The organism is Mesorhizobium sp. M0227 (assembly GCF_040321855.1).
Taxonomy (GTDB): Bacteria; Pseudomonadota; Alphaproteobacteria; order Rhizobiales; family Rhizobiaceae; genus Mesorhizobium.
In genome coordinates this window covers 141,428-161,668 of the sequence record NZ_JAMYSJ010000007.1, presented here as the reverse complement: position 1 = coordinate 161,668, position 20,241 = coordinate 141,428, and the positions used below count along the sequence as shown (strand labels likewise).

Sequence of the window (20,241 nt, the reverse complement as noted above, 5' to 3'; positions counted from 1 at the left end):
TTTGCGGCCCACTACATTGGGTCATCAGCGGAGCACAGCATGGACATCCAGCCCGCCCCCTTCATTCCCCCGGCGCCGAAGCCGCGCACGACGCCGCCCTCGACGCTGGAGATGATCCGCATCGTCTACCGCAACCCGCTCGAATTGTGGGGTGAACACACCTACAACGAGCCTTGGATTTCGGCCAATGGCGTTGGCGGACATCTGATCGTCGCCAACGATCCCGGCCTGATCCGCCATGTGCTGGTCGACAACGCCAGGAACTACAAGATGGCGACGGTGCGCCAGAAGATCCTGCGGCCGATCCTGCGCGACGGCCTGCTGACCGCCGAGGGCGAGGTCTGGAAGCGGTCGCGCAAGGCGATGGCGCCGGTGTTCACGCCGCGCCACATCTTCGGCTTCGCCCAGCCGATGCTGAGACGCACGCTGGACTTCGTCACCCGCTATGAAGACGGCGGCACGTCCGACATCGCTCATGACATGACGCTGCTCACTTACGACATCCTGGCCGAGACGCTGTTTTCCGGCGAGATCGCTGGCGAGCCCGGCAGTTTCGCCAACGAGATCGACCGCCTGTTCGAGACCATGGGACGCGTCGACCCGCTCGATCTGTTGCGCGCGCCCGACTGGCTGCCGAGGCTGACCCGCATCCGTGGCCGCAAGACCATGGCCTATTTCCGCAAGATCGTCACCGACACGGTCAAGATGCGCGAAGGGAAATTCAAGCGCGATCCAGGTGCCGTGCCGCAGGATTTCCTGACGCTGTTGCTCAAGGCCGAGGGCCCCGACGGACTGACGCGGGCCGAGGTCGAGGACAACATCATCACCTTCATCGGCGCCGGCCATGAGACGACCGCGCGGGCTTTGGGCTGGACGCTGTATTGCCTGGCGGAATCACCGTGGGAGCGCAACCGGGTCGAGCAGGAGATTGACCAGGTGCTGGCGCGCGAGCCCGATCCGACGAAATGGCTCGATGCCATGCCGTTCACCCGCGCCGCCTTCGACGAGGCGCTCCGGCTCTATCCGCCGGCGCCGTCGATCAACCGCGAGCCGATCGAACCGGAAATGTGGAAGGATCTTCATATCCCCAAGCATGCCGCCGTGCTGGTGATGCCATGGGTCGTGCATCGCCACAGGAAGCTTTGGGACCGGCCGGATGCCTTCCTGCCGGAGCGCTTCCACCCGGGAAATCGCGAAAAGATCGACCGCTTCCAGTATCTGCCGTTTGGCGCCGGTCCTCGCGTCTGCATCGGCGCCAGCTTCGCCATGCAGGAGGCGATCATCGCGCTGGCGATCATGCTGTCGCGCTTCCGCTTCGACACCACCGCCGAAACCAAGCCTTGGCCGGTGCAGAAACTCACCACGCAGCCACAAGGCGGTCTGCCAATGCGGGTCACGCCGCGATAGGCATGAGACACAGCTTCAGACGGTTGTGATAAATCAAGCCGCAGGCTTGCGTTGCTGGAACTGGCCGGCGGCGCGGTAGCGCCAGAGATAGCTGGGCAGGATCGTCGCGATCGATTGCGGCTGGATGCCGAGCCCCGCAAGCGTCCTGTTGGTCTTGGTGGCGGCGTCCGAAACGACATTGTGCTCGCGCAACTGCATCACCTGGTCCTTGGTCAGCAGCGGATTGGGCAACAGGCCGAGGATCGAGGCCTGGATGTTGGCCACCCACCACGGCACCGGCACCAGCAGCCGCTTGCGCTCGATCACGTCGAGCAGCTCTTCCATACACTGCTTGAAGGTGAGCACCTTCGGTCCGCCGAGTTCATAGATTTGGCCGCCATCCACCTTGCCGTCGACCGAGCGCGCCACCGCTTCGGCCACGTCGCCGACATAGACCGGCTGAAACTTGGTCTGGCCGCCGCCGATCAGCGGCAGCACCGGCGAATAGCGCGCCATGTTGGCGAAGCGGTTGAAGAAGCCGTCTTCGGGTCCGAAATTGATCGACGGCCGGAAGATCACGGCGTCCTTGATCGTCTCCAGCACAGCCTTTTCGCCAAGCGCCTTGGTGCGCGCGTAGTCCGATTCGGAGTCCAGATCGGCGCCAAGCGCAGAAATGTGGGTCAGGCCGGCGCCGACCGAGCGCGCGGCCTCGGCCACTGCGCGGGCGCCGAATTCGTGCACGGCGGAGAATTTCTGCCGGCCGCTCTCATGCAGGATGGCGACCAGATTGACGACATGGTCGGCGCCTTGCACGGCGCGGTCTACCGACCAACGCACGCGCACATTGGCCTGGACCGGCTGGATCTGGCCGACATTGCCAAGCGGCTGCAAATGGCCGGCAAGATCGGGCCGCCGGCAGGCGACCCGGATGCGATAGCCGCGCTTGGCCAGCGCACGCACGACATGGCGCCCGACAAAGCCTGACCCGCCAAAGACGACGACGAGCTTTGGGGTCTGCAGGATTTCGGTCATGGCTGGCTCCGGCGCTCGCAAGCTTGGCTGAAGCCGTTTCATAATCCGTTTCGTGCCAAAGGCAAAGGGCGACGCGTCGTCGCTATCAGCCTGTCAGAACGCTTTGCCGATACGGGCGTCGACCGAATGGCGGTTGCCGCCGCGAATGACGAAGAAGAGCAGGATCGCCGCCCACAGCAGCGACTTCTCCGCGCCCGAATAACCCTGGTCCATCGTAACCCAGTGGAACCAGACCGTGACCAGCAGCACGAACAGGCCGGCAAAGGCGGCCGGCCGCGTCAAAAACCCGATGGCGATGAAGATGCCGCCGAAGAATTCAGTGCAGGCCAAAAGCAAGGACCACAACGCACCCGGATAGAAGCCGAGACCCTCGACCATCTCGGCAGCGCCGAAGGGATTGGTGATCTTCTGCGAACCGTGGATGGCGAGAAACCCACCGGCGACGAGGCGAAGAACGGTTTCGGCACCATCGTGCAGAGCCGCGTAAAACCTGCCAAGGACCGGGATGACAAGGGCGTTGCGGGGATTGTCCGTGCTTGCCGACATTATAACTCCTCTGTTTTGCTCAATCAGCGCAAACGGCCGATCGGGTCGGCCGAAGTCAAATAAACAAAAGTTGACCAGAATAAGAATGTTTTACCATTGTTCGATCAAAACGCAGAAAACCCCGCAGAAGCGGGGTTTTCCGGGCGACGTCCATGTGAAGTCAGGGGCCGACGGAGCGGCCTGACCTGAGACGGTATCAGGAGGGCGTGAAGCAAGTACGCCCACCCCAGCCCTGAACATCCGACATGGTGCCACCAACCTTCTTGCAGGCGGCGACGAAATCGGCGCTGCAATTGGCGAATTTTGCATGGCCGTTCTTGCAGTAGTGATCTTCGGTGGCCCCGCCGCTCGGGGCAGTGATGACACCCGGGCTGGACGGCTTGGCCGGCGCGGCCTTCAAGGTGGCTGCCTGTGTGGCACCCATGAACGAGCCGAGCAGAAGGACGGCGGTCAGCATGGTGATCTTGGTGTTGGTCATGACAATTTCCTTTGATTTGGGTTGAGTTTCCGAGGCGCGAAGGACCGGCCATCGCGTGATGCAGGCTTTCGATTTCGGTTTGCTGCTTCCCCCGGTGTGGATCGGGCAAGCTCGCCTTGCCCTGGACAAAGCTGTGTCGCAGCAAGGCGCGGAAAGGTTCAGCGGCGCGCAAAGAAAATCGCACCGCACCGCGCCTGGGGCGGGCTGATTTCAGATAACCAATTGATATTTAATTATTATTCAGGAAGAGTAGCGTGCGGCGAATTCGGAAATGCGCTGCACCACCGCCTTGGATGCGGTGATGCCCCGCGCTTGCGCCTTCTCTGCCGCCTCTGCACGGGCGCGGCCCGGCACGTGCACGCCGAAGCGCCGCCGCAGCCGGTCGAGTTGGTCCTTCATTCGCTGCTCGAAATCCGGATCGAGCAGCTTGGGCTCGACGGCAAGCACGAACAGGCCGGTGCCGGGACTGTCCGGCCCGCCGCTGAACCATGGCGCGTCGAGCGACCAGTTGGCGCCTGACAGGCCGGCTGCCAGCACTTCGACCATCAACGCGATGTTGGCACCGCGCTGGCCGCCGAAGGCAAGCATGGCGCCCTTCATGGCGGCGGCCGGATCGGTGGTCGGGTTGCCGCTGGCGTCCAGCGCCCAGCCTTCCGGGATTGTCTTGCCCTCTTCGGCCGCTTTGCGGATGTTGACGAAGGCGGTGGCGCTTGACGACTGGTCGATGACCAGCGGCGCGCCGTCGGCGGCGGGTGCGGCAAACGACATCGGGTTGGTGCAATAGACCGGCTTGACCGAGCCCGAGCCGGCAAGCACGGCCGGGCCGTTGGTGGCGGCGAACGACACCAGTCCAAGTGCTGCCAGCCTTCCGGTGAAATAGCCGAGCGCGCCGCATGTATAGGCGTTCTTCTGCGAGAAGATGGCGACACCGAACAGCTTTGCCGCCTTGGCGAGGTCGTCGATGGTGCGGTCGAAGCCGGTATGCGCCAGCCCGCCGCGTGCATCGGAGAGATAGACCGCAAGCGCCGGCCGGGTGATCACCGGATCGGCATTGCCGTCGATGCGTCCGGCTTCCAGCGCCTCAAGATAGTCGATGAAATGCGACAGACCGACCGAGGAAAGCCCTTCGGCCTCGGCTGATATGATCGAAGCAGCGAGCGATTGTGCCGCTTCCTCATTGGCGCCGGCGCCAAGTGCCGCCATCCGGCACAGTCCTTTTGCCTGGTCGAGACTGAGTTGCATCATGGCCGTCCTAGGGGAGTAAGGGAATAGGGGAGTACGGGAGTAGGGGACAGTGAGCAGTGAATAGCGAATGGGGATGGAAATGTGAATGTGGATAGTAGCCGGATACTCCCCTACTCCCCTACTCCCCTACTCCCCTACTCCCCTCTAACCAATCTTGTTGGGGATCCGCGCTTCTATCCTGCTGAACGCAAAGACCAGAATACCGGTGATCATCATGTAGATCAGCGCCAGCAGCAGCAGGGGTTCATAGGTGAGATAGGTGTCCTGCCGCACCTTGGACGAAACGGCGAAGATGTCGATGACGCTGATCGTCGCCACCAGCGGCGTCGATTTCAACTGCAGCACGGTCTCCCCGGTCAGCGTCGGCAACGCCCGATAGATGGCTTGCGGCAGCCAGATGCGCCGGAACGCCTTCCAGCGGCTCATGCCGAACGCGCGGGCGGCTTCGAGTTGCCCCTTCGGCACGCCCGCAAAGGCGCCGCGCATCACCTCGCCCTCATAGCCGGCGAACGACAGGGTCAACGCCAGCACGCCATAGGGCCAGGCTTGCCGCAGATATGGCCACATCCAGGATTCGCGGATCCAAGGATATTGCGGGAACAGCGAGCCCAGGCCGTAATAAAGCAGCCATAGCTGGATCAGCAGCGGCGTGCCCCGGATCACCGTGCAGAACACCTTGGCGGGCGCGGCGAACCAGAATGAGCCGGCGGCTTGCGCCAGCCCTAGCGGCACGGCCAGCAGGAAGCCCAGGACGCAGGTGACGGCCAGGATCCACAGCGACCGCCAGATGCCGATCAAGCCCATTTCATAATATTGCGGCAGCCAGTCCCAGCGCATGAAAAAGGCGGCCGACAGAACCAGGCCGAGTGCGATCAGGATCAGCACGATGCGGTGCGGCTGCAGCCACAGCGACGTTCGCGCGACGACGTTGATGATGGCAGCCTCGTTGGCCATCAGCGCGCCTCCTTGAGCGAAGGCATGCCGCGCCGCGACCAGGTCTCGACACGGCCGATGACGAGGTTGGAGAACAGCGACAAAAGCAGATAAAGCACGCCCGCCGCGAAAAAGAAGGTGAAATAGGCTTTGGTGACACCCGCCGCCTGCCGCGTCGCCAGCGCCAGTTCGTAAAAACCGACGACCGCCAATAGCGCGGTGTCCTTGGTGGCGATCAGCCAGAGATTGGCGAGGCCCGGTATGGCGAAGGGCAGCATTGACGGCAAGGTGATGCGCCGCAACATCAGGCCCGGAGACATTCCATAGGCGCGCGCGGCCTCGATCTGGCCCTGCGGAATGGCCAGAATCGCGCCGCGTATCACCTCTGTCGAATAGGCGCCCTGGACGAAGCCGAGCACGGCGATGCCGGCGGCAAGGCCACTCACGTCGACGCGCTGATAGCCCATGGCCGTCAGCGCCTGATTGATCAGGTCGGTTCCGGCGTAATAGAGCAGCAGGATCAGCACCAGTTCGGGCACCGCGCGCACGATGGTGGTGTAGACCGCCAGGAGATCGCGCACCACCGGCCCGCCATAAAGCTTGCCATAGGCGCCGCCGGTGCCGATCAGAAGGCCGAGGCACGTGGCGCCCAGCGCGATCTCGATCGAATGCAGCAGCCCGACCAGAAGCGTCCCGCCCCAGCCTGGCGGGTAGGGCGAGAGAAGCTCGGTGATGCCGGCCGCGGAGGCCGAAAGAAGTGCGTCGATCAGCGTCGCCCCCGAAGTGCTGGATAACCGCCGACGGCTAAGTCGGCGGCAAACATGCCTGGGAAAGATCGGGCAGGTGGGGCCTGGCGCTGACGCCATGCCCCACCGCTCATACGAGGATCGTCAGTTCGACTGCGCGCCGCCGCCGCCATAAATGTCGAAATCGAAGTATTTCTTCGAGATCTCGTCATATTTGCCGTTGGCGCGGATCGCCTTGATGCCGGCGTTGATTTTGCCCTTCAGTTCGGTGTCTTCCTTGCGCACACCGGCCCCGACGCCCGGTCCGAGCACTTCGTCGTCAGGAGCGACCATCCCCTTCAAGTCGCAGCAGGCCTTGCCCTGGTCGGATTTCAGGAACTCGCCAAGCGCGATGGAATCGGCCTGAACCGCATCGAGGCGGCCGGCGGCCAGATCGTTGTTGGCCTCGTCCTGGGTCTGGTATTCCTTGATCTCCGAGGCTGTGCTGCCAAAGTGCTTCTTGGCGTAGACAGCGTGCACCGTCGAAACCTGCACGCCGACGATCTTGCCCTTGAGGTCGTCCGGGGCGGAGCCGAATTTCTGGTCCTTGGGGCCGATGATCGCGGTCGGCGTGTTATAGTACTTGTCCGAGAAATCGATCGTCTTCGCGCGTTCGGCGGTGATCGACATCGAGGAGACGATGAGGTCGATCTTCTTGGTCGTCAGTGCCGGGATGATGCCGTCCCAGGCAACCGGGGTGATGACGCAATCGAGCTTCTCCTCGGCGCAGACGGCGTCGATGAAGTCGATCTCCCAGCCAACCCACTTGCCCGAAGCATCGGGCGAGGTGAAGGGCGGATAAGGCTCGGCGGCGACGCCGATCTTGACCGGATCGGCCTTGGCCACGCCCATGGCGGCGACGCCCAGCAGCAGCGCTGCGGCGAATGTTTTCAGAACAGTCTTCATGTCACGACTCCCAGTTTGTTGTTGGTTCCCGGTTTTCTTCCGTCCCGGCTTTCCTAGCCGATGTTGCGGATGAACTGCTTCAGCCTTTCGGAGTTGGGCGCGCCGAAGATCTGCTCCGGCGGGCCTTCTTCCTCGACCAATCCATTGTAGAGATAGACGACATGCGTCGCGACCTCGCGGGCGAACTTCATCTCGTGGGTGACCAGCACCATGGTGCGGCCTTCGCGCGCAAGGTCGCCGATCACCTTCAGCACCTCACCGACCAGCTCGGGATCGAGCGCCGAGGTCGGTTCGTCAAACAGCATGACGCGCGGATTGATGGCCAGCGCCCGGGCGATCGCCGCGCGCTGCTGCTGGCCGCCTGACAGATAGGCCGGATAGACGTCGCGCTTTTCGGCCAGACCGACGCGGGCGAGCAGCTTTTCGGCCTCGTCGATCGCAACATCGCGCTTGATGCCAAGCACATGTACGGGAACCTCGATGACGTTTTCGATCAGCGTCATGTGGCTCCAAAGGTTGAAGTTCTGGAACACCATGCCAAGCTTGGAGCGGATGCGCTCGATCTGCTTGCGGTCGGCCGGAACCGTGTGCCCATGGCTGTCGGCCTTGAGCTTGATCTCCTCGCCATTGACGCGAATGATGCCGCTCGTCGGGTTTTCCAGGCAGTTGATGCAGCGCAGCAGGGTCGATTTGCCCGAGCCCGAGCCGCCGATTATGGCGATGACCTCGCCGTCGCGCGCCGACAGCGAGACGCCCTTCAGCACATGCAGCTCACCGAATCTCTTGTGCAGGTTCTCGACATGGATGGCTTCGGCGGCGCCGTCCTGCGCCGTATGTTTCAATGCGGGTGCGGCGCTTTGCGCTGTCATCCCGGATGCGGCGCTTATGGCCGTCATTCCTTCCACGCTCCGCGGAGCGTTCGAGCTCGTCGCTGCTGGTATCTTTTACCCATTACCCGTCACTGGACAGAGTTCCCATGCTCAGGATGGACCGTTCCGCTTGCCTCCGTCAACCATGGTTTTTGGACTATTGATCACAGCTTGCTGTAGTGGTTAGTGGCGCCAACCGACGTTCAGGGAGAATTTAGTGGGCAAATCATACGGGTCGCAGTCCATGGCCGGACCCCTGAAACGCGTGTTGATGCGGTCCGCCACGAGCGCCATGCGTCATGCCAGGGCACAGGAATGGCACTATGGTCCGGGGTTCGATCCACAGAAGGCCGCGGCCCAGCATGAGCAGTTGACCAGCATGGTCGCGGCCTCCGGCGCCGAGATCGAATGGTTGACGGACGCCGATGACGGGCTGGCCGATTCCGTCTTCACCCATGATCCGTCGCTGATGACCGATCATGGCGCGATTATCCTTTCGATGGGCAAGGCGCTGCGCCGTGCCGAGCCCGGTCTGCACGAGGCAGCTTACAAGCGCATGGGGATCCCCATTCTCGGCCGGATCGACGATCCGGGCCAGGTGGAAGGCGGCGACTGTGTCTGGGTCGACGCAACCACGCTGGCCGTCGGTCGTGGCGTACGCACCAACCAGGACGGCATCCAGCAGCTTTCGAACCTGCTCTCGCCTAAGGGCATTTCGGTCTTCGGTTTCGATCTGCCGCTCTGGCACGGCGAGGAAGCCTGCCTGCATCTGATGTCGGTGATCAGCCCGCTCGCCGACGATCTGGCGCTGGTCTATGCGCCCTTGGTGCCGGCCGCCTTCTACCAGATGCTGCGGGCGCGCGGCATCAAGCTGGTCGAGGGCGATGCCGACGAGTTCTTCGCCTCCAGCGGGCTCAGTCTCAATGTGCTGCCGACCGCGCCGCGCCAGATCATTGCCGTTGCCGGCTTTCCCAGGACGGCGGCCGCCATGGAAGCGGCCGGCTGCACGGTCGCCACCTTCGATGCGGATGCGCTCTGCATCGCCTGCGAGGGCGGTCCGACCTGCCTGACGCGCCCGGTGCTGCGCCAATGATCGCCACTGGGGCCACCACTGGGACGACGGTCGGGGAGGCGTTGATTTCGCTGCTCGAAGCGCATGGCGTCGACACGGTGTTCGGGATTCCGGGCGTCCACACGGTCGAGCTCTACCGCGGGCTGGCGCGCTCGAAGATCCGCCACGTCACGCCGCGTCACGAACAGGGCGCCGGCTTCATGGCCGATGGCTATGCGCGCGCCAGCGGCAGGCCGGGCGTCGCCTTCGTCATCACCGGACCGGGGCTGACCAACACCATCACCGCCATGGGGCAGGCACGCGCTGATTCGGTGCCGATGCTGGTCATATCCGGCGTCAACGCCATGCCGACGCTGGGCAAGGGCCTCGGCCATCTGCATGAACTGCCGGATCAGCGCGGCATGATGGAGAAGGTGGCGCTGTTTTCGAAGCGCGTCACCGAGGCCAGCGAATTGCCCGCTGCTCTGGCGCAGGCCTTCGCCCTGTTTTCATTGGCCCGGCCCGGCCCGGTGCATATCGAGATCCCGACCGACGTCATGGTCAAGCCGGCGGATGGCATCGCTGCCATGCTGAGCAATGTGACGCCACCCGCGCCGGAAGGTGCCGCAATTGCCAGCGCGGCCAAACTCATCGCTGCCGCGCGCCGCCCGCTGATCCTGGTCGGCGGCGGCGCCAAACGCGCCGGGGCGCCATTGCGGCGTCTGGCCGAGCGGCTGGGAGCGCCGGTCGTCCAGACCACCAATGCGCGCGGCCTGCTGCATGGTCATCCGCTTTGCGTGCCGGCCAGTCCCAGCCTGAAGACAGTGCGGGCGCTGATGGCCGATGCCGACCTGGTCATTGCCGCCGGCACCGAATTCGGCCCGACCGACTATGACGGCTACAGCGATGGCGGCTTCGTCCTGCCCGCCAATCTGATCCGCATCGATATCGGCGCCGACCAGCTTGCCCGCCGCCCGGCAACCGTTTCGATCCAGGCCGATTGCAGCGAGGCGCTCGAAGCGCTGCTTCTGGAAACGGGCCATGTCCGGGCAAGCGAGGGCGGTTCGTTGCGCGCCGCTGCTACACGAAAAGCGGCCTTTGCCGAGCTCAATCCGACCCTGCAGGCGCAAGTGCGTGCCGTCGAGATGATCCGCGACGCTTTGCCGGGGGCACTCATCGTCGGCGATTCGACACAGCCGATCTATGCCGCCAACCTCTATTACGACCATGATCGCCCCGGCGGCTGGTTCAACGCCGCCACCGGCTTCGGCGCGCTCGGCTATGGCCCGCCGGCAGCGATTGGCGCGGCCCTTGCGATACCCGATGCGCCGGTTGTCTGCGTGACCGGCGACGGCGGCTTCCAGTTCACGTTGCCGGAGTTGGGCGCCGCGCTCGATGCGCGGGCGCCGGTCATCTTCATCGTCTGGAATAACAGGGGCTACCGCGAGATCGAAACCTCCATGCTCGATGTCGGTGTCGAGCCCGTCGGCGTATCGCCGGCGCCGCCGGATTTCTGCAAGCTGGCCGAGGCCTATGGCATCGGCGCCGAACGGCTTGCCGATATCGACGCTCTGGCGGACGCGCTGAAACGCGCCCGGGCCACCGGACTGCCGCGCGTCATCGAAATCACGGTTGACTGAAGGACGGTGCTACGTATTTCCCGTCTCAACGGCCCTGAACCACGGCCGGCCGGTGGGCGGACGCATGCAAAGACGCGACAACTGCCATGTCGAGATGTCAATTGAGTGATGGCGCAAAAGGCGCGACGCTTCGCGTCGGCGGCACAGAAACGACCTAACGATAAAAAAATGACAGGAGCGTCCAAGATGACGGAAACACTTGAAGGCAAGCATATCGTCGTGACCGGTGGGACCGGTGCGCTCGGCGGTGCGGTTGTCGGCAAACTGCTGAGTGACGGCGCGATCTGCCATGTGCCCAACGCTCATGCTGCCGCCCCTACGCATTTCCCCTTTACCACGCATGACCGTGTCCAGCTGGTGCACAACGTCGATCTCTCGGACCCTGCCAAGGTCGAAGCGTTCTACAGCCAGGTTCCAGGCCTGTGGGGCTCGATCCACCTGGCCGGCGGCTTCACCGCCGCACCGGTGGAAAAGATCGAGTCGGCGTCCTTTGCCGAGATGATGGACACCAATGCGCGCACCGCCTTCCTGTGCTGCCGCGCCGCGATCCGCTCGATGCTGTCGTCGGACACGGCGGGCCGCATCGTCAACGTCACGGCGCGCGCCGGGCTCGACCCGCGGCGCGGCGCCGGCATGGTCGCTTACGCCGCCAGCAAGGCGGCAGTGGCAGCCATGACGGTGGCGGTGGCCGAAGAGCTGAAGCACAGGGGTATCCTGGTCAATGCGGTGGCGCCGTCGACGCTCGATACGCCGGCCAACCGTGCCGACATGCCGGATGCCGACGTCACCAGATGGGTCAGCCTCGAAGCCGCCGCCGAGGCCATCGCCTACCTTGCCTCGCCGGCCAACCAGGCGATGAGTGGTACGCTGGTGCCGCTTTACGGCAGGGCGTAACCTTCCAACCTTTACCTCGGTCAAAGAAAAACCCCGCCGGATCGCTCCGGCGGGGTTTTGTTTTCGAGCCTGTGAAGAACTTCGCTTCGCGAAGGACTTCGCGATGCGAAGGGCTTAGCTGCCCTGCTTCTTCAGCGCGGCACCCAGGATGTCGCCCAGCGAAGCGCCGGAGTCGGTCGAGCCGTACTGAGCGACCGCTTCCTTCTCTTCAGCGATTTCCAGCGCCTTGATCGAGACCTGCAGCTTGCGGGTCTTCTTGTCGAAGGCGATGACGCGGGCGTCGACCTTCTGGCCGACGGTGAAGCGCTCGGGGCGCTGCTCGTCGCGGTCACGGCTCAGATCGGAGCGCTTGATGAAGGTCTCGATGCCGCTGTCGACCAGCCGCACTTCCAGACCGCCATCCTTGACGCCGATGACCTCACAGGTGACGACCGCGTTCTTGCGCAGTTCGCCTGAAGTCGCCGCTTCGCCGACCGTATCCTTGGCCAGCTGCTTGATGCCGAGCGAGATGCGCTCCTTGTCGATGTCGACGTCGAGCACCTGCGCCTTGACCATGTCGCCGCGATTGTACTCTTCGATGACCTGCTCGCCCGGACGCGTCCAGTCGAGGTCGGAAAGGTGCACCATGCCGTCCACGTCGCCTTCGAGGCCGATGAACAGGCCGAACTCGGTCTTGTTCTTGACCTCGCCCTCGACCTGGCTGCCGACTGGATGGCTCGAGGCGAAAGCCTGCCACGGATTCTCGAGCGTCTGCTTGAGGCCGAGCGAGATGCGGCGCTTGGCCGGATCGACCTCGAGCACCACCACGTCGACTTCCTGGGTCGTCGACAGGATCTTGCCGGGATGCACGTTCTTCTTCGTCCACGACATTTCCGAAACGTGGATGAGACCCTCGATGCCCGGCTCCAGCTCGACGAACGCGCCGTAGTCGGTGATGTTGGTGACGGTACCCTTGATCTTCTTGCCGATCGGGAACTTGGTGCCGATCTCGGACCACGGATCGCTCTCGAGCTGCTTCATGCCGAGCGAGATGCGGTGGGTTTCCTGGTTGATGCGGATGATCTGCACCTTGACCGTCTGACCGATGTTGAGGATTTCGGTCGGATGGTTGACGCGGCGCCATGCCATGTCGGTGACATGCAGCAGGCCGTCGATGCCGCCGAGGTCGACGAACGCACCATAATCGGTGATGTTCTTGACGACGCCTTCGACAACCTGGCCTTCTTCGAGGTTCTGCACGATTTCCGAACGCTGTTCGGCGCGGCTCTCCTCAAGCACGGTACGGCGCGACACCACGATGTTGCCGCGGCGGCGATCCATCTTGAGGATCTCGAAGGGCTGCGGGTTGTGCATCAGCGGGGAGACGTCGCGGATCGGGCGGATATCGACCTGGCTGCGCGGCAGGAAGGCCACGGCGCCGTCGAGGTCGACGGTGAAGCCGCCCTTGACCTGGTTGAAGATGACGCCTTCGACGCGCTCACCCTTGGTGAACTTCTCTTCGAGACGGACCCAGCTCTCTTCGCGGCGGGCCTTTTCACGTGAAAGCATCGCTTCGCCAAGCGCGTTTTCGATGCGCTCGACATAGACTTCGACGGTGTCACCGACCTTGAGGGTGGTGTCCTTGCCCTTGACGCCGAATTCCTTCAGCGGCACGCGGCCTTCGACCTTGAGGCCGACGTCGATGATAGCCATGTCTTTTTCAATGGCGGTGATGATGCCCTTGACGACCTGACCTTCGCCGGAATGGCCGGCGGTAAAAGATTCTTCGAGCAGGCTCGCGAAATCGTCGCGAGTGGGATTTGCAGCTGACATTGTTTCTCCTGGAGTGCCCCGCATCTAAAAGCGGGACGGGCGCCGTGGGTTAGCGTTGCGTTGGCCTGCCGGCGTTCCGGGCTACAAAAACCCTGGGCCGCTCTTTAAGCGGCAATTCCGGCGCATGAAGAATGCTGGCAGGCTGGTTCGTGCCCGATATGGGTATTTTCTTCGCCTCCGACAACGGAATACGAGGGAAAACCCGGATCAGGCCTTGTCTCTTTTGGCCAGCACGTCGTCTATGATCGCCATGGCTGCAAGAAACGCGGCTTCTATAGCCATTTCGCTGGTATCAAGCAAGTGCGCGTCGGCCGCCGGCTTCAACGGTGAGTCCGCTCGACCCATGTCGCGCTCGTCGCGGCGCACGATATCGGCGAGGATCTCGGTGAAATCAGCGGTGCCGCCGATGCTTTCGATCTCCGACAGCCGGCGCTGTGCCCGCACCTCCGCGCTCGCTGTCACATAGAGTTTGATGTCGGCGTCGGGGCACACGACGGTGCCGATGTCGCGCCCATCGAGCACCGCACCCGGCGGCGTCTTGGCGAAGTCGCGCTGCTTTTCGACGAGGATGCGCCGCACCGTCGGGTACACCGCGACCTTGGAGGCAGCCTCGCCGACGGCATGCGCCGACAGCACCGCGCGGTCGAGCTTCGCCAGATCGACCTGGCGGGCAGCGGTTTCGGCCGCCGAGACATTGTCGAGCGGCAGCGCGTGCTGGATCAGCGCATAGGCGACGGCGCGATAGGTGAGGCCGGTGTCGAGTAGGTTCAGCCGGTAATGGTCGGCGAGTCGGCGGGCGAGGGTGCCTTTGCCGGCGCCGGCCGGGCCGTCGATAGCGATGGTGAAGGTGTGAGTCATTGGCGGGCCGCCGCGATTGACAGGTGCGATGAAGAAGACGGGCGCCGAGATTCTTCACACCCCCCTCTGTCCTGCCGGACATCTCCCCCGCAAGGGGGGAGATCAGCCATCACCGCTGACTTAGCCAATCGCCAATATTGCAGGATTGAATGGAGCGCCAAAGCCGCCAATCTCCCCCCTTGCGGGGGAGATGTCCGGCAGGACAGAGGGGGGTGCTGTCCCGCCAGCGTTGCAGTCTGGTCCCAAGCCATCGACTAGCCGATCTCCGCGCCCAGCCCCGTCATCAGCCCCATGAACTCCGGAAAGCTCGTCGCAATCATCGCGGCGTCATCGATCGTCACCGGCTTTTCCGTCGCCAGCCCCATGACCAAGAAACTCATGGCGATGCGGTGGTCGAGATGGGTCTGCACGGTCGTGTCCTGGCCGTTCGGATGGCCACCCAGCCCCTTGCCGCCCGGTTTTCCGCGCACGGCAAGCGAGGCCTCGCCCTCGGTGCAGTCGACGCCGTTGAGCTTCAGCCCGTTGGCGACGGCCGACAGCCGGTCGGATTCCTTGACGCGCAGCTCTTCCAGTCTCTGCATCAGCGTTTCGCCCTCGGCGAAGCTGGCAGCGACCGCAAGCACGGGGTACTCGTCGATCATCGACGGCGCCCGCTCGGGCGGCACGGTGACGCCCTTCAGTTCGGAGTAGCGCACGCGCAAATCGGCGACATCTTCGCCACCGGCGTTGCGCGGGTTCAAAATGTCGATCTTGCCGCCCATTTCCTGGAGCGTCAAAAGCAGGCCGGTGCGGGTCGGGTTCATCAGCACGTTTTCGATCACAATGTCCGATCCCGGCACGATCAGCGCGGCCACCAGCGGGAAGCCGGCTGAGGAGGGGTCACCCGGCACCGCGATGGTCTGGCCGGTCAGTCTGCCCTGGCCTTCGATGAAGATGTGGCGCACGCCGCGTTCGTCGGTTTCGACCGACAGATTGGCGCCAAAACCCTTTAGCATCTTTTCCGTGTGGTCGCGTGTCATTACCGGCTCGATCACCGTGGTAATGCCGGGCGTGTTGAGGCCGGCGAGCAGCACCGCCGACTTTACCTGCGCCGAGGCCATCGGCACACGATAGGTGATCGGGGCGGCATGCTTTGGCCCATGCAGCGTAATCGGCATGCGGTCGCCCGGCGTCGCCTTCAACACCTGCACGCCCATCTGGCGCAAGGGTTCGAGTACGCGGCCCATCGGCCGGCCGGACAGCGAGGCGTCGCCGATGAAGGTCGTTTCCATATCATAGGTGCCGACGAGGCCCATGGTGAGCCGCGAGCCGGTGCCGGCATTGCCGAAATCGAGCGGCCCTTCCGGTTGCAGCAGCGCGCCGTTGCCGGTGCCGCGGATCACCCACTCGTCGCCGTTCTTCTCGATATGTGCGCCCATAGCCTTCATGGCAGCACCTGTGCGCATCACGTCCTCGCCTTCGAGCAGGCCGGTGATGCGGGTCTCCCCGGAGGCGAGGCCGCCGAACATGAAGGAGCGGTGCGAGATCGACTTGTCGCCCGGCACGCGCGCGATACCGGAAAGGGCTGGGGATTGGCGGGCGGTGGCCGGCTTGGGCGCGGCGGCGTGAGACATGGAAATTCCCTGGACGGAATGCCGGCAGGCCGGCGCTTTTCATTTGTTGCGGCGGTCTCGTATCACGGCGGGCCGAAATGGTCATCCCCCATGGTCGTCACTGACGCGACGCCTTTCAACGTATGGTTTTGTGACGCCGGCTTTTCGCTTTGACAGCGCTGCAAACTGTGGTTAAGGGGACCACTCTTTTATTGACGAGGCTTGCCGTGGCAAAAACCGAACTTGGCACAAAACGTATCGACCCGGAGACGGGCCGAAAATTCTACGACCTGAACAAGGACCCGATCGTCTCGCCCTACACCGGCAAGACCTATCCGCGTTCCTATTTCGAGGAAGGCAAGATTGCCGCCCTCGAGGAGGAAGAGGAAGTGGCCGAGAAGGAAGTGGACGCCGAGGAAGAAGAGGGCGTCGAGGTCGTCTCGCTTGAAGAGGCCGACGAGGACGCCAAGGGCGACGACCTGCCGGATCTCGGCGACGACGAGGATGACGTCGACCTCGGCGACGACGAGGATGACACCTTCCTCGCCGACGAAGAGGAAGAAGATGACGACGTTGCCGACATGATCGGCGTCGGCGACGACGACGACGAGGTCTGATCGGCCTTGAAAGCGGGCGTTTGCAGGCTTTCGTAGCCTGCGAAGAAAAAGCGGCTCTTGAAGGCTTGATATTGACGAAAGGCGGGGTTAGAAGCCGCCTGCACTAACGGCGCGGTCTCCAACCCGCGCCGGATCTCTTCGCCGGAAACGGCGCCGGTTGACTGCCGGAAGTGGGGCCATAGCTCAGTTGGGAGAGCGCTTGAATGGCATTCAAGAGGTCGTCGGTTCGATCCCGATTGGCTCCACCAAACAGTCCCTCTGCAATTCGCAGCCGATGAATGTGTGGTACTGCGGTCATCTGCGTTTGATGGTCAGTTCAGGCAACGCCGCTGAAAGCGCCCCCATCAAACGGAACGAACCAGCCATTTCTCGAGAGCAACTGTTCGCCGGACAAAGTCTTCACTGTTCATGGAGCGCTTAGAGACTGGAAGCCGGCCCGATCACCACTCGGCGAAGGAGCCGTCTTTGTGGCGCCAGACAGGGTTGCGCCAGCGGTGGCCTTCCTTGGCGCGTTCCTTGACATACTCCTCGTCGATCTCGACACCCAGGCCCGGGCCGTCGGGAATGGCGACATAACCATCCTCGTAGCGGAAGACATCCTTGTTGGCGGCATAGTCGAGCAGGTCGTTGGCGGCGTTGTAGTGGATGCCGAGGCTCTGCTCCTGGATGAAGCAGTTGTAGCTGACCGCGTCGAGCTGCAGGCACGCGGCAAGCGCGATCGGCCCGAGCGGGCAGTGCGGCGCCACCGCGACGTCATAGGCTTCCGCCATCGCCGCGATCTTGCGGCATTCGGTGATGCCACCGGCATGCGACAGATCAGGCTGGATGATGTCGACGACGCCTTCCTTGAACACGGATTTGAAGTCCCAGCGGCTGTAGAGCCGCTCGCCGAGCGCGATCGGCGTCGAGCCGAGCGCGGCGATCTCCTTCAGCGCCTCGCGGTTTTCGCTGAGCACCGGCTCCTCGATGAACATCAGCCTATAGGGTTCGAGTTCCTTGACCAGGGCACGCGCCATCGGCCGGTGCACGCGGCCATGAAAATCGACGGCGATGCCGATGTTGGGTCCGACGGCCTCGCGCACCATGGCGACGCGTTCGACAGCGGCGTCGATCTTGTCGTGGCTGTCGACGATCTGCAGTTCTTCAGTGCCGTTCATCTTGAGCGCCAGGAAGCCGCGCGCAACCATTTCCCGGGCACCAGCGGCCACTTCGGCCGGCCGGTCGCCGCCGATCCAAGAATAGACCTTGATCGTGTCGCGCAGCTTGCCACCGAGCAACTCATGCACGGGAACGCCGAGCGCCTTGCCCTTGATATCCCACAGTGCCTGGTCGATCCCCGCAATGGCGCTCATCAGGATCGGCCCGCCACGGTAGAAGCCGCCGCGGTGCATCACCGTCCAGTGGTCCTCGATCAGGCGGGGATCCTTGCCGATGAGGTAATCGCCAAGCTCCTTGACCGCTGCCTCGACGGTCAGAGCCCGGCCCTCGACGACCGGCTCGCCCCAGCCGGTGACGCCGGCATCGGTCTCGATCTTCAGGAACAGCCAGCGCGGCGGAACGATGTAGGTGGTGAGCGAGATGATTTTCATGCGCAATCTCAGTTGCTCTTGAGTTTCTTGGCGCTGACGAGGTCGCGCGCCGCAAGGTCGAGGATCTTGTTTGCGGCCCCACGCGCCGCCTCGGCGTCGCGCATGCGCAGCGCCTCGACCACCTCGCGGTGCGCCGCCACGGCCTCCATGCGCCGGTCGAGCGAAATCACCGCCGTCGCCTCGAGCGAGAATTTCAGCCCGGTGTCGATGAGATTGCCGATCTGGCGAAAGATCGGGTTATGGCTCGCGGCATAGACGATCTGGTGGAAAGCGATGTCGCTGCGCGAGAAGGCGGCGAGATCCTCGCCGGCGCCGGCCATGCCGCGCCATGCCGCTTCGAGATCGGCTATTTCCTGCAGCGTTGCGCGCGTGGCCGCCAGTTCGGCGACCAGCGGTTCGATGGCGCGGCGCGTTTCGAGGATGGCGTCGAACAGCTTGTCGTCCAGTGCATGCGGCGCGTGCCAGGCCAGCACCTGTGGGTCGATGATGTTCCAGTCGTCCTCGTTGCAGACGATCGTGCCGACGCGCGGCCGCGACAGCACCAGCCCCTTTGCCGCCAACACTTTCAGGGCCTCGCGGATGACAGTGCGGCTGACACCATATTCGACGCCGAGTTCGTTTTCGGTCGGCAAGGAGGATCCGGCCGGGTAGCGCCCGGAAAAGATGTCTGAGGCCATTGCCTTGGTCACATCGGGCATGACGCGCGGGCGGCGAGTGGCTGTGTCGCCTTGCGGTTTCTTCAAAGTCCCGGTCACCTCAGCCCTCCTCCAAGGCGGCGAACCGCTGGTTTCGCACAACCGATCCGCCATTAACGGATGCGGACTGATTGCGCCAGCGATTGCTGGTCAGAGCATGTACATTAATTATCATACCAGATCAATTGACGAGTATGATAAAAACGATTAGACACTCCGGCATCCGGGCTGAGCGCCCGGTCTATCGCTGGGAGGTAATCATGCGACTTTTGAAGACCGCGCTCGTCGCGGGCGCGCTTGCCGTGCTGTCCGTCACGACCATCGCTGCATATGCTCAGGACACCAAGATCGGTTTCATCGTCAAGCAGCCCGAGGAGCCGTGGTTCCAGGACGAATGGAAGTTCGCCGACCAGGCCGCCAAGGAGAAGGGCTTTACCCTGGTCAAGATCGGCGCCGAGGACGGTGAGAAGCTGATGTCGGCGATCGACAATCTCGGCGCCCAGGGCGCCCAGGGCTTCATCGTCTGCACACCGGACGTGAAGCTTGGCCCCGGCATCGTCGCCAAGGCCGCCGCCAACAATCTCAAGCTGATGACTGTCGACGACCGTCTGGTCGGCGCCGACGGCAAGGCGCTGGAAGACGTCCCGCATATGGGCATTTCGGCCACCAAGATCGGCGAAGCCGTCGGCCAGGCGATCGTCGACGAAATGAAGGCGCGCGGCTGGAAAGCCGACGAGGTTGGCGCCATCCGCGTCTCCTACGACCAGCTGCCGACGGCGGTCGATCGCGTCGAAGGTGCCATCTCGGTGCTGAAGGCAAACGGCTTCAAGGCCGAGAACATTTTTGACGCCCCGCAGGCCAAGACCGACACGGAAGCTGCCCTCAATGCGGCGACGGTCGTGCTCAACGCCCATGCCGACATCAAGAAGTGGGTTTCCTTCGGCCTCAACGACGAAGCGGTGCTCGGCGCCGTGCGTGCAGCCGAAAGCGTTGGCATTCCGGCGGACGGCATGATCGGTGTTGGCATTGGCGGCGCGGATTCGGCGATCAACGAGTTTAAGAAGCCGACGGCCACCGGCTTCGTCGGCACCGTGATCATCTCGCCGAAGCGTCATGGCTACGAGACGGCGCTCAACATGTATGACTGGGTTGCCAACAACAAGGAGCCGGAGAAGCTGATCCTGACCTCGGGTGCACTCGCCAAGCGCGACGACTACCAGAAGGTCCGCCAGGGTCTCGGCATCGAATAATCCTCCCTGTACAAACAGGCGGCGGCTCATCCCGCCGCCTGTTTGCCATTCCATAAGAGGATC

At 63.5% G+C, this 20,241-nt stretch carries 19 protein-coding genes and 1 tRNA gene; 7 read left to right on the top strand and 13 right to left on the bottom strand.

Translation table 11 applies throughout. The annotated features are described in order from the left end of the window. Positions 1 to 39 precede the first annotated feature (39 nt). Positions 40 to 1,407, top strand: a complete 1,368-nt coding sequence (locus NKJ00_RS12405) for a cytochrome P450 (protein WP_352611584.1) — start codon at positions 40 to 42, stop codon at positions 1,405 to 1,407. A gap of 33 nt (positions 1,408 to 1,440) precedes the next feature. On the opposite strand, the gene NKJ00_RS12400 is transcribed toward NKJ00_RS12405, so the two are convergent. The 8 genes from NKJ00_RS12400 to NKJ00_RS12365 all read right to left on the bottom strand — a co-directional run bounded on the left by NKJ00_RS12400 (position 1,441) and on the right by NKJ00_RS12365 (position 8,180). Next, positions 1,441 to 2,418, bottom strand: a complete 978-nt coding sequence (locus tag NKJ00_RS12400; RefSeq protein ID WP_352611583.1) for a complex I NDUFA9 subunit family protein — start codon at positions 2,416 to 2,418, stop codon at positions 1,441 to 1,443. A gap of 93 nt (positions 2,419 to 2,511) precedes the next feature. Next, entirely contained in the window at positions 2,512 to 2,964 is a 453-nt protein-coding gene (locus tag NKJ00_RS12395) for a DoxX family protein (RefSeq protein ID WP_352611582.1), read from the bottom strand. 196 nt (positions 2,965 to 3,160) lie between these two features. After that, complete coding sequence (locus tag NKJ00_RS12390; RefSeq protein WP_023811506.1) at positions 3,161 to 3,442, bottom strand: hypothetical protein; 282 nt, start codon at positions 3,440 to 3,442, stop codon at positions 3,161 to 3,163. Positions 3,443 to 3,682: 240 nt separating this feature from the next. Further along, a complete protein-coding gene (locus NKJ00_RS12385) occupies positions 3,683 to 4,684 on the bottom strand; it encodes an Ldh family oxidoreductase (protein WP_164892839.1) in 1,002 nt (333 codons plus the stop codon). A 147-nt stretch (positions 4,685 to 4,831) separates the two neighbouring features. Continuing rightward, positions 4,832 to 5,641 carry an ABC transporter permease gene (locus NKJ00_RS12380; RefSeq protein WP_023811509.1) on the bottom strand — a complete coding sequence of 270 codons (810 nt, stop codon included), beginning with the start codon at positions 5,639 to 5,641 and terminating at the stop codon, positions 4,832 to 4,834. After that, on the bottom strand, positions 5,641 to 6,354 hold the full coding sequence (locus tag NKJ00_RS12375) for an ABC transporter permease (protein WP_197031624.1): 714 nt from the start codon (positions 6,352 to 6,354) through the stop codon (positions 5,641 to 5,643). The genes NKJ00_RS12380 and NKJ00_RS12375 overlap by 1 nt, the downstream gene beginning before the upstream one ends. Before the next feature lie 156 nt (positions 6,355 to 6,510). After that, complete coding sequence (locus tag NKJ00_RS12370; RefSeq protein ID WP_023811511.1) at positions 6,511 to 7,311, bottom strand: transporter substrate-binding domain-containing protein; 801 nt, start codon at positions 7,309 to 7,311, stop codon at positions 6,511 to 6,513. A gap of 53 nt (positions 7,312 to 7,364) precedes the next feature. Continuing rightward, positions 7,365 to 8,180: an ABC transporter ATP-binding protein gene (locus NKJ00_RS12365; protein WP_352611636.1), complete on the bottom strand. Its 816-nt coding sequence runs from the start codon at positions 8,178 to 8,180 to the stop codon at positions 7,365 to 7,367. A 244-nt stretch (positions 8,181 to 8,424) separates the two neighbouring features. Between NKJ00_RS12365 and NKJ00_RS12360 the strand changes: the two genes are divergently transcribed. The 3 genes from NKJ00_RS12360 to NKJ00_RS12350 all read left to right on the top strand — a co-directional run bounded on the left by NKJ00_RS12360 (position 8,425) and on the right by NKJ00_RS12350 (position 11,765). Continuing rightward, a complete protein-coding gene (locus NKJ00_RS12360; protein WP_352611581.1) occupies positions 8,425 to 9,273 on the top strand; it encodes a dimethylarginine dimethylaminohydrolase family protein in 849 nt (282 codons plus the stop codon). After that, positions 9,270 to 10,871, top strand: a complete 1,602-nt coding sequence (locus tag NKJ00_RS12355; RefSeq protein ID WP_352629856.1) for a 5-guanidino-2-oxopentanoate decarboxylase — start codon at positions 9,270 to 9,272, stop codon at positions 10,869 to 10,871. The genes NKJ00_RS12360 and NKJ00_RS12355 overlap by 4 nt, the downstream gene beginning before the upstream one ends. A gap of 186 nt (positions 10,872 to 11,057) precedes the next feature. Next, the gene (locus tag NKJ00_RS12350; protein ID WP_352611579.1) at positions 11,058 to 11,765 is read left to right on the top strand and encodes an SDR family NAD(P)-dependent oxidoreductase; all 708 of its coding nucleotides are present in this window, start codon (positions 11,058 to 11,060) and stop codon (positions 11,763 to 11,765) included. 114 nt (positions 11,766 to 11,879) lie between these two features. On the opposite strand, the gene rpsA is transcribed toward NKJ00_RS12350, so the two are convergent. The 3 genes from rpsA to aroA form a co-directional block, all read right to left on the bottom strand. Further along, entirely contained in the window at positions 11,880 to 13,577 is a 1,698-nt protein-coding gene (gene rpsA, locus NKJ00_RS12345) for a 30S ribosomal protein S1 (protein WP_023811516.1), read from the bottom strand. Positions 13,578 to 13,784: 207 nt separating this feature from the next. Next, the gene (cmk, locus tag NKJ00_RS12340; RefSeq protein ID WP_352439795.1) at positions 13,785 to 14,435 is read right to left on the bottom strand and encodes a (d)CMP kinase; all 651 of its coding nucleotides are present in this window, start codon (positions 14,433 to 14,435) and stop codon (positions 13,785 to 13,787) included. Positions 14,436 to 14,689: 254 nt separating this feature from the next. Continuing rightward, complete coding sequence (gene aroA / locus NKJ00_RS12335; RefSeq protein ID WP_352629853.1) at positions 14,690 to 16,048, bottom strand: 3-phosphoshikimate 1-carboxyvinyltransferase; 1,359 nt, start codon at positions 16,046 to 16,048, stop codon at positions 14,690 to 14,692. 206 nt (positions 16,049 to 16,254) lie between these two features. Between aroA and NKJ00_RS12330 the strand changes: the two genes are divergently transcribed. Together NKJ00_RS12330 and NKJ00_RS12325 are read left to right on the top strand one after the other, a co-directional pair. After that, positions 16,255 to 16,644, top strand: a complete 390-nt coding sequence (locus tag NKJ00_RS12330; RefSeq protein WP_023811519.1) for a TIGR02300 family protein — start codon at positions 16,255 to 16,257, stop codon at positions 16,642 to 16,644. A gap of 172 nt (positions 16,645 to 16,816) precedes the next feature. Further along, positions 16,817 to 16,892: transfer RNA gene (locus NKJ00_RS12325), tRNA-Ala, on the top strand. Between the two features lie 192 nt (positions 16,893 to 17,084). Here NKJ00_RS12325 and dgoD read toward each other — a convergent pair. Beyond that, entirely contained in the window at positions 17,085 to 18,233 is a 1,149-nt protein-coding gene (gene dgoD / locus NKJ00_RS12320; protein WP_128302808.1) for a galactonate dehydratase, read from the bottom strand. 8 nt (positions 18,234 to 18,241) lie between these two features. Beyond that, a complete protein-coding gene (locus tag NKJ00_RS12315) occupies positions 18,242 to 18,988 on the bottom strand; it encodes a FadR/GntR family transcriptional regulator (RefSeq protein WP_128302809.1) in 747 nt (248 codons plus the stop codon). A gap of 200 nt (positions 18,989 to 19,188) precedes the next feature. Here NKJ00_RS12315 and NKJ00_RS12310 point away from each other — a divergent pair, with 200 nt between their 5' ends. Next, on the top strand, positions 19,189 to 20,178 hold the full coding sequence (locus NKJ00_RS12310) for an arabinose ABC transporter substrate-binding protein (protein ID WP_023811522.1): 990 nt from the start codon (positions 19,189 to 19,191) through the stop codon (positions 20,176 to 20,178). Positions 20,179 to 20,241: the final 63 nt, after the last annotated feature.

Coding starts and splice junctions, on each gene's coding strand:
- NKJ00_RS12405 (WP_352611584.1), top strand. CDS start 40: ATGGACATCCAGCCCGCCCCCTTCATTCCCCCGGCGCCGAAGCCGCGC.
- NKJ00_RS12400 (WP_352611583.1), bottom strand. CDS start 2,418: ATGACCGAAATCCTGCAGACCCCAAAGCTCGTCGTCGTCTTTGGCGGG.
- NKJ00_RS12395 (WP_352611582.1), bottom strand. CDS start 2,964: ATGTCGGCAAGCACGGACAATCCCCGCAACGCCCTTGTCATCCCGGTC.
- NKJ00_RS12390 (WP_023811506.1), bottom strand. CDS start 3,442: ATGACCAACACCAAGATCACCATGCTGACCGCCGTCCTTCTGCTCGGC.
- NKJ00_RS12385 (WP_164892839.1), bottom strand. CDS start 4,684: ATGCAACTCAGTCTCGACCAGGCAAAAGGACTGTGCCGGATGGCGGCA.
- NKJ00_RS12380 (WP_023811509.1), bottom strand. CDS start 5,641: ATGGCCAACGAGGCTGCCATCATCAACGTCGTCGCGCGAACGTCGCTG.
- NKJ00_RS12370 (WP_023811511.1), bottom strand. CDS start 7,311: ATGAAGACTGTTCTGAAAACATTCGCCGCAGCGCTGCTGCTGGGCGTC.
- NKJ00_RS12365 (WP_352611636.1), bottom strand. CDS start 8,180: ATGACAGCGCAAAGCGCCGCACCCGCATTGAAACATACGGCGCAGGAC.
- NKJ00_RS12360 (WP_352611581.1), top strand. CDS start 8,425: ATGGCCGGACCCCTGAAACGCGTGTTGATGCGGTCCGCCACGAGCGCC.
- NKJ00_RS12355 (WP_352629856.1), top strand. CDS start 9,270: ATGATCGCCACTGGGGCCACCACTGGGACGACGGTCGGGGAGGCGTTG.
- NKJ00_RS12350 (WP_352611579.1), top strand. CDS start 11,058: ATGACGGAAACACTTGAAGGCAAGCATATCGTCGTGACCGGTGGGACC.
- rpsA (WP_023811516.1), bottom strand. CDS start 13,577: ATGTCAGCTGCAAATCCCACTCGCGACGATTTCGCGAGCCTGCTCGAA.
- cmk (WP_352439795.1), bottom strand. CDS start 14,435: ATGACTCACACCTTCACCATCGCTATCGACGGCCCGGCCGGCGCCGGC.
- aroA (WP_352629853.1), bottom strand. CDS start 16,048: ATGTCTCACGCCGCCGCGCCCAAGCCGGCCACCGCCCGCCAATCCCCA.
- dgoD (WP_128302808.1), bottom strand. CDS start 18,233: ATGAAAATCATCTCGCTCACCACCTACATCGTTCCGCCGCGCTGGCTG.
- NKJ00_RS12310 (WP_023811522.1), top strand. CDS start 19,189: ATGCGACTTTTGAAGACCGCGCTCGTCGCGGGCGCGCTTGCCGTGCTG.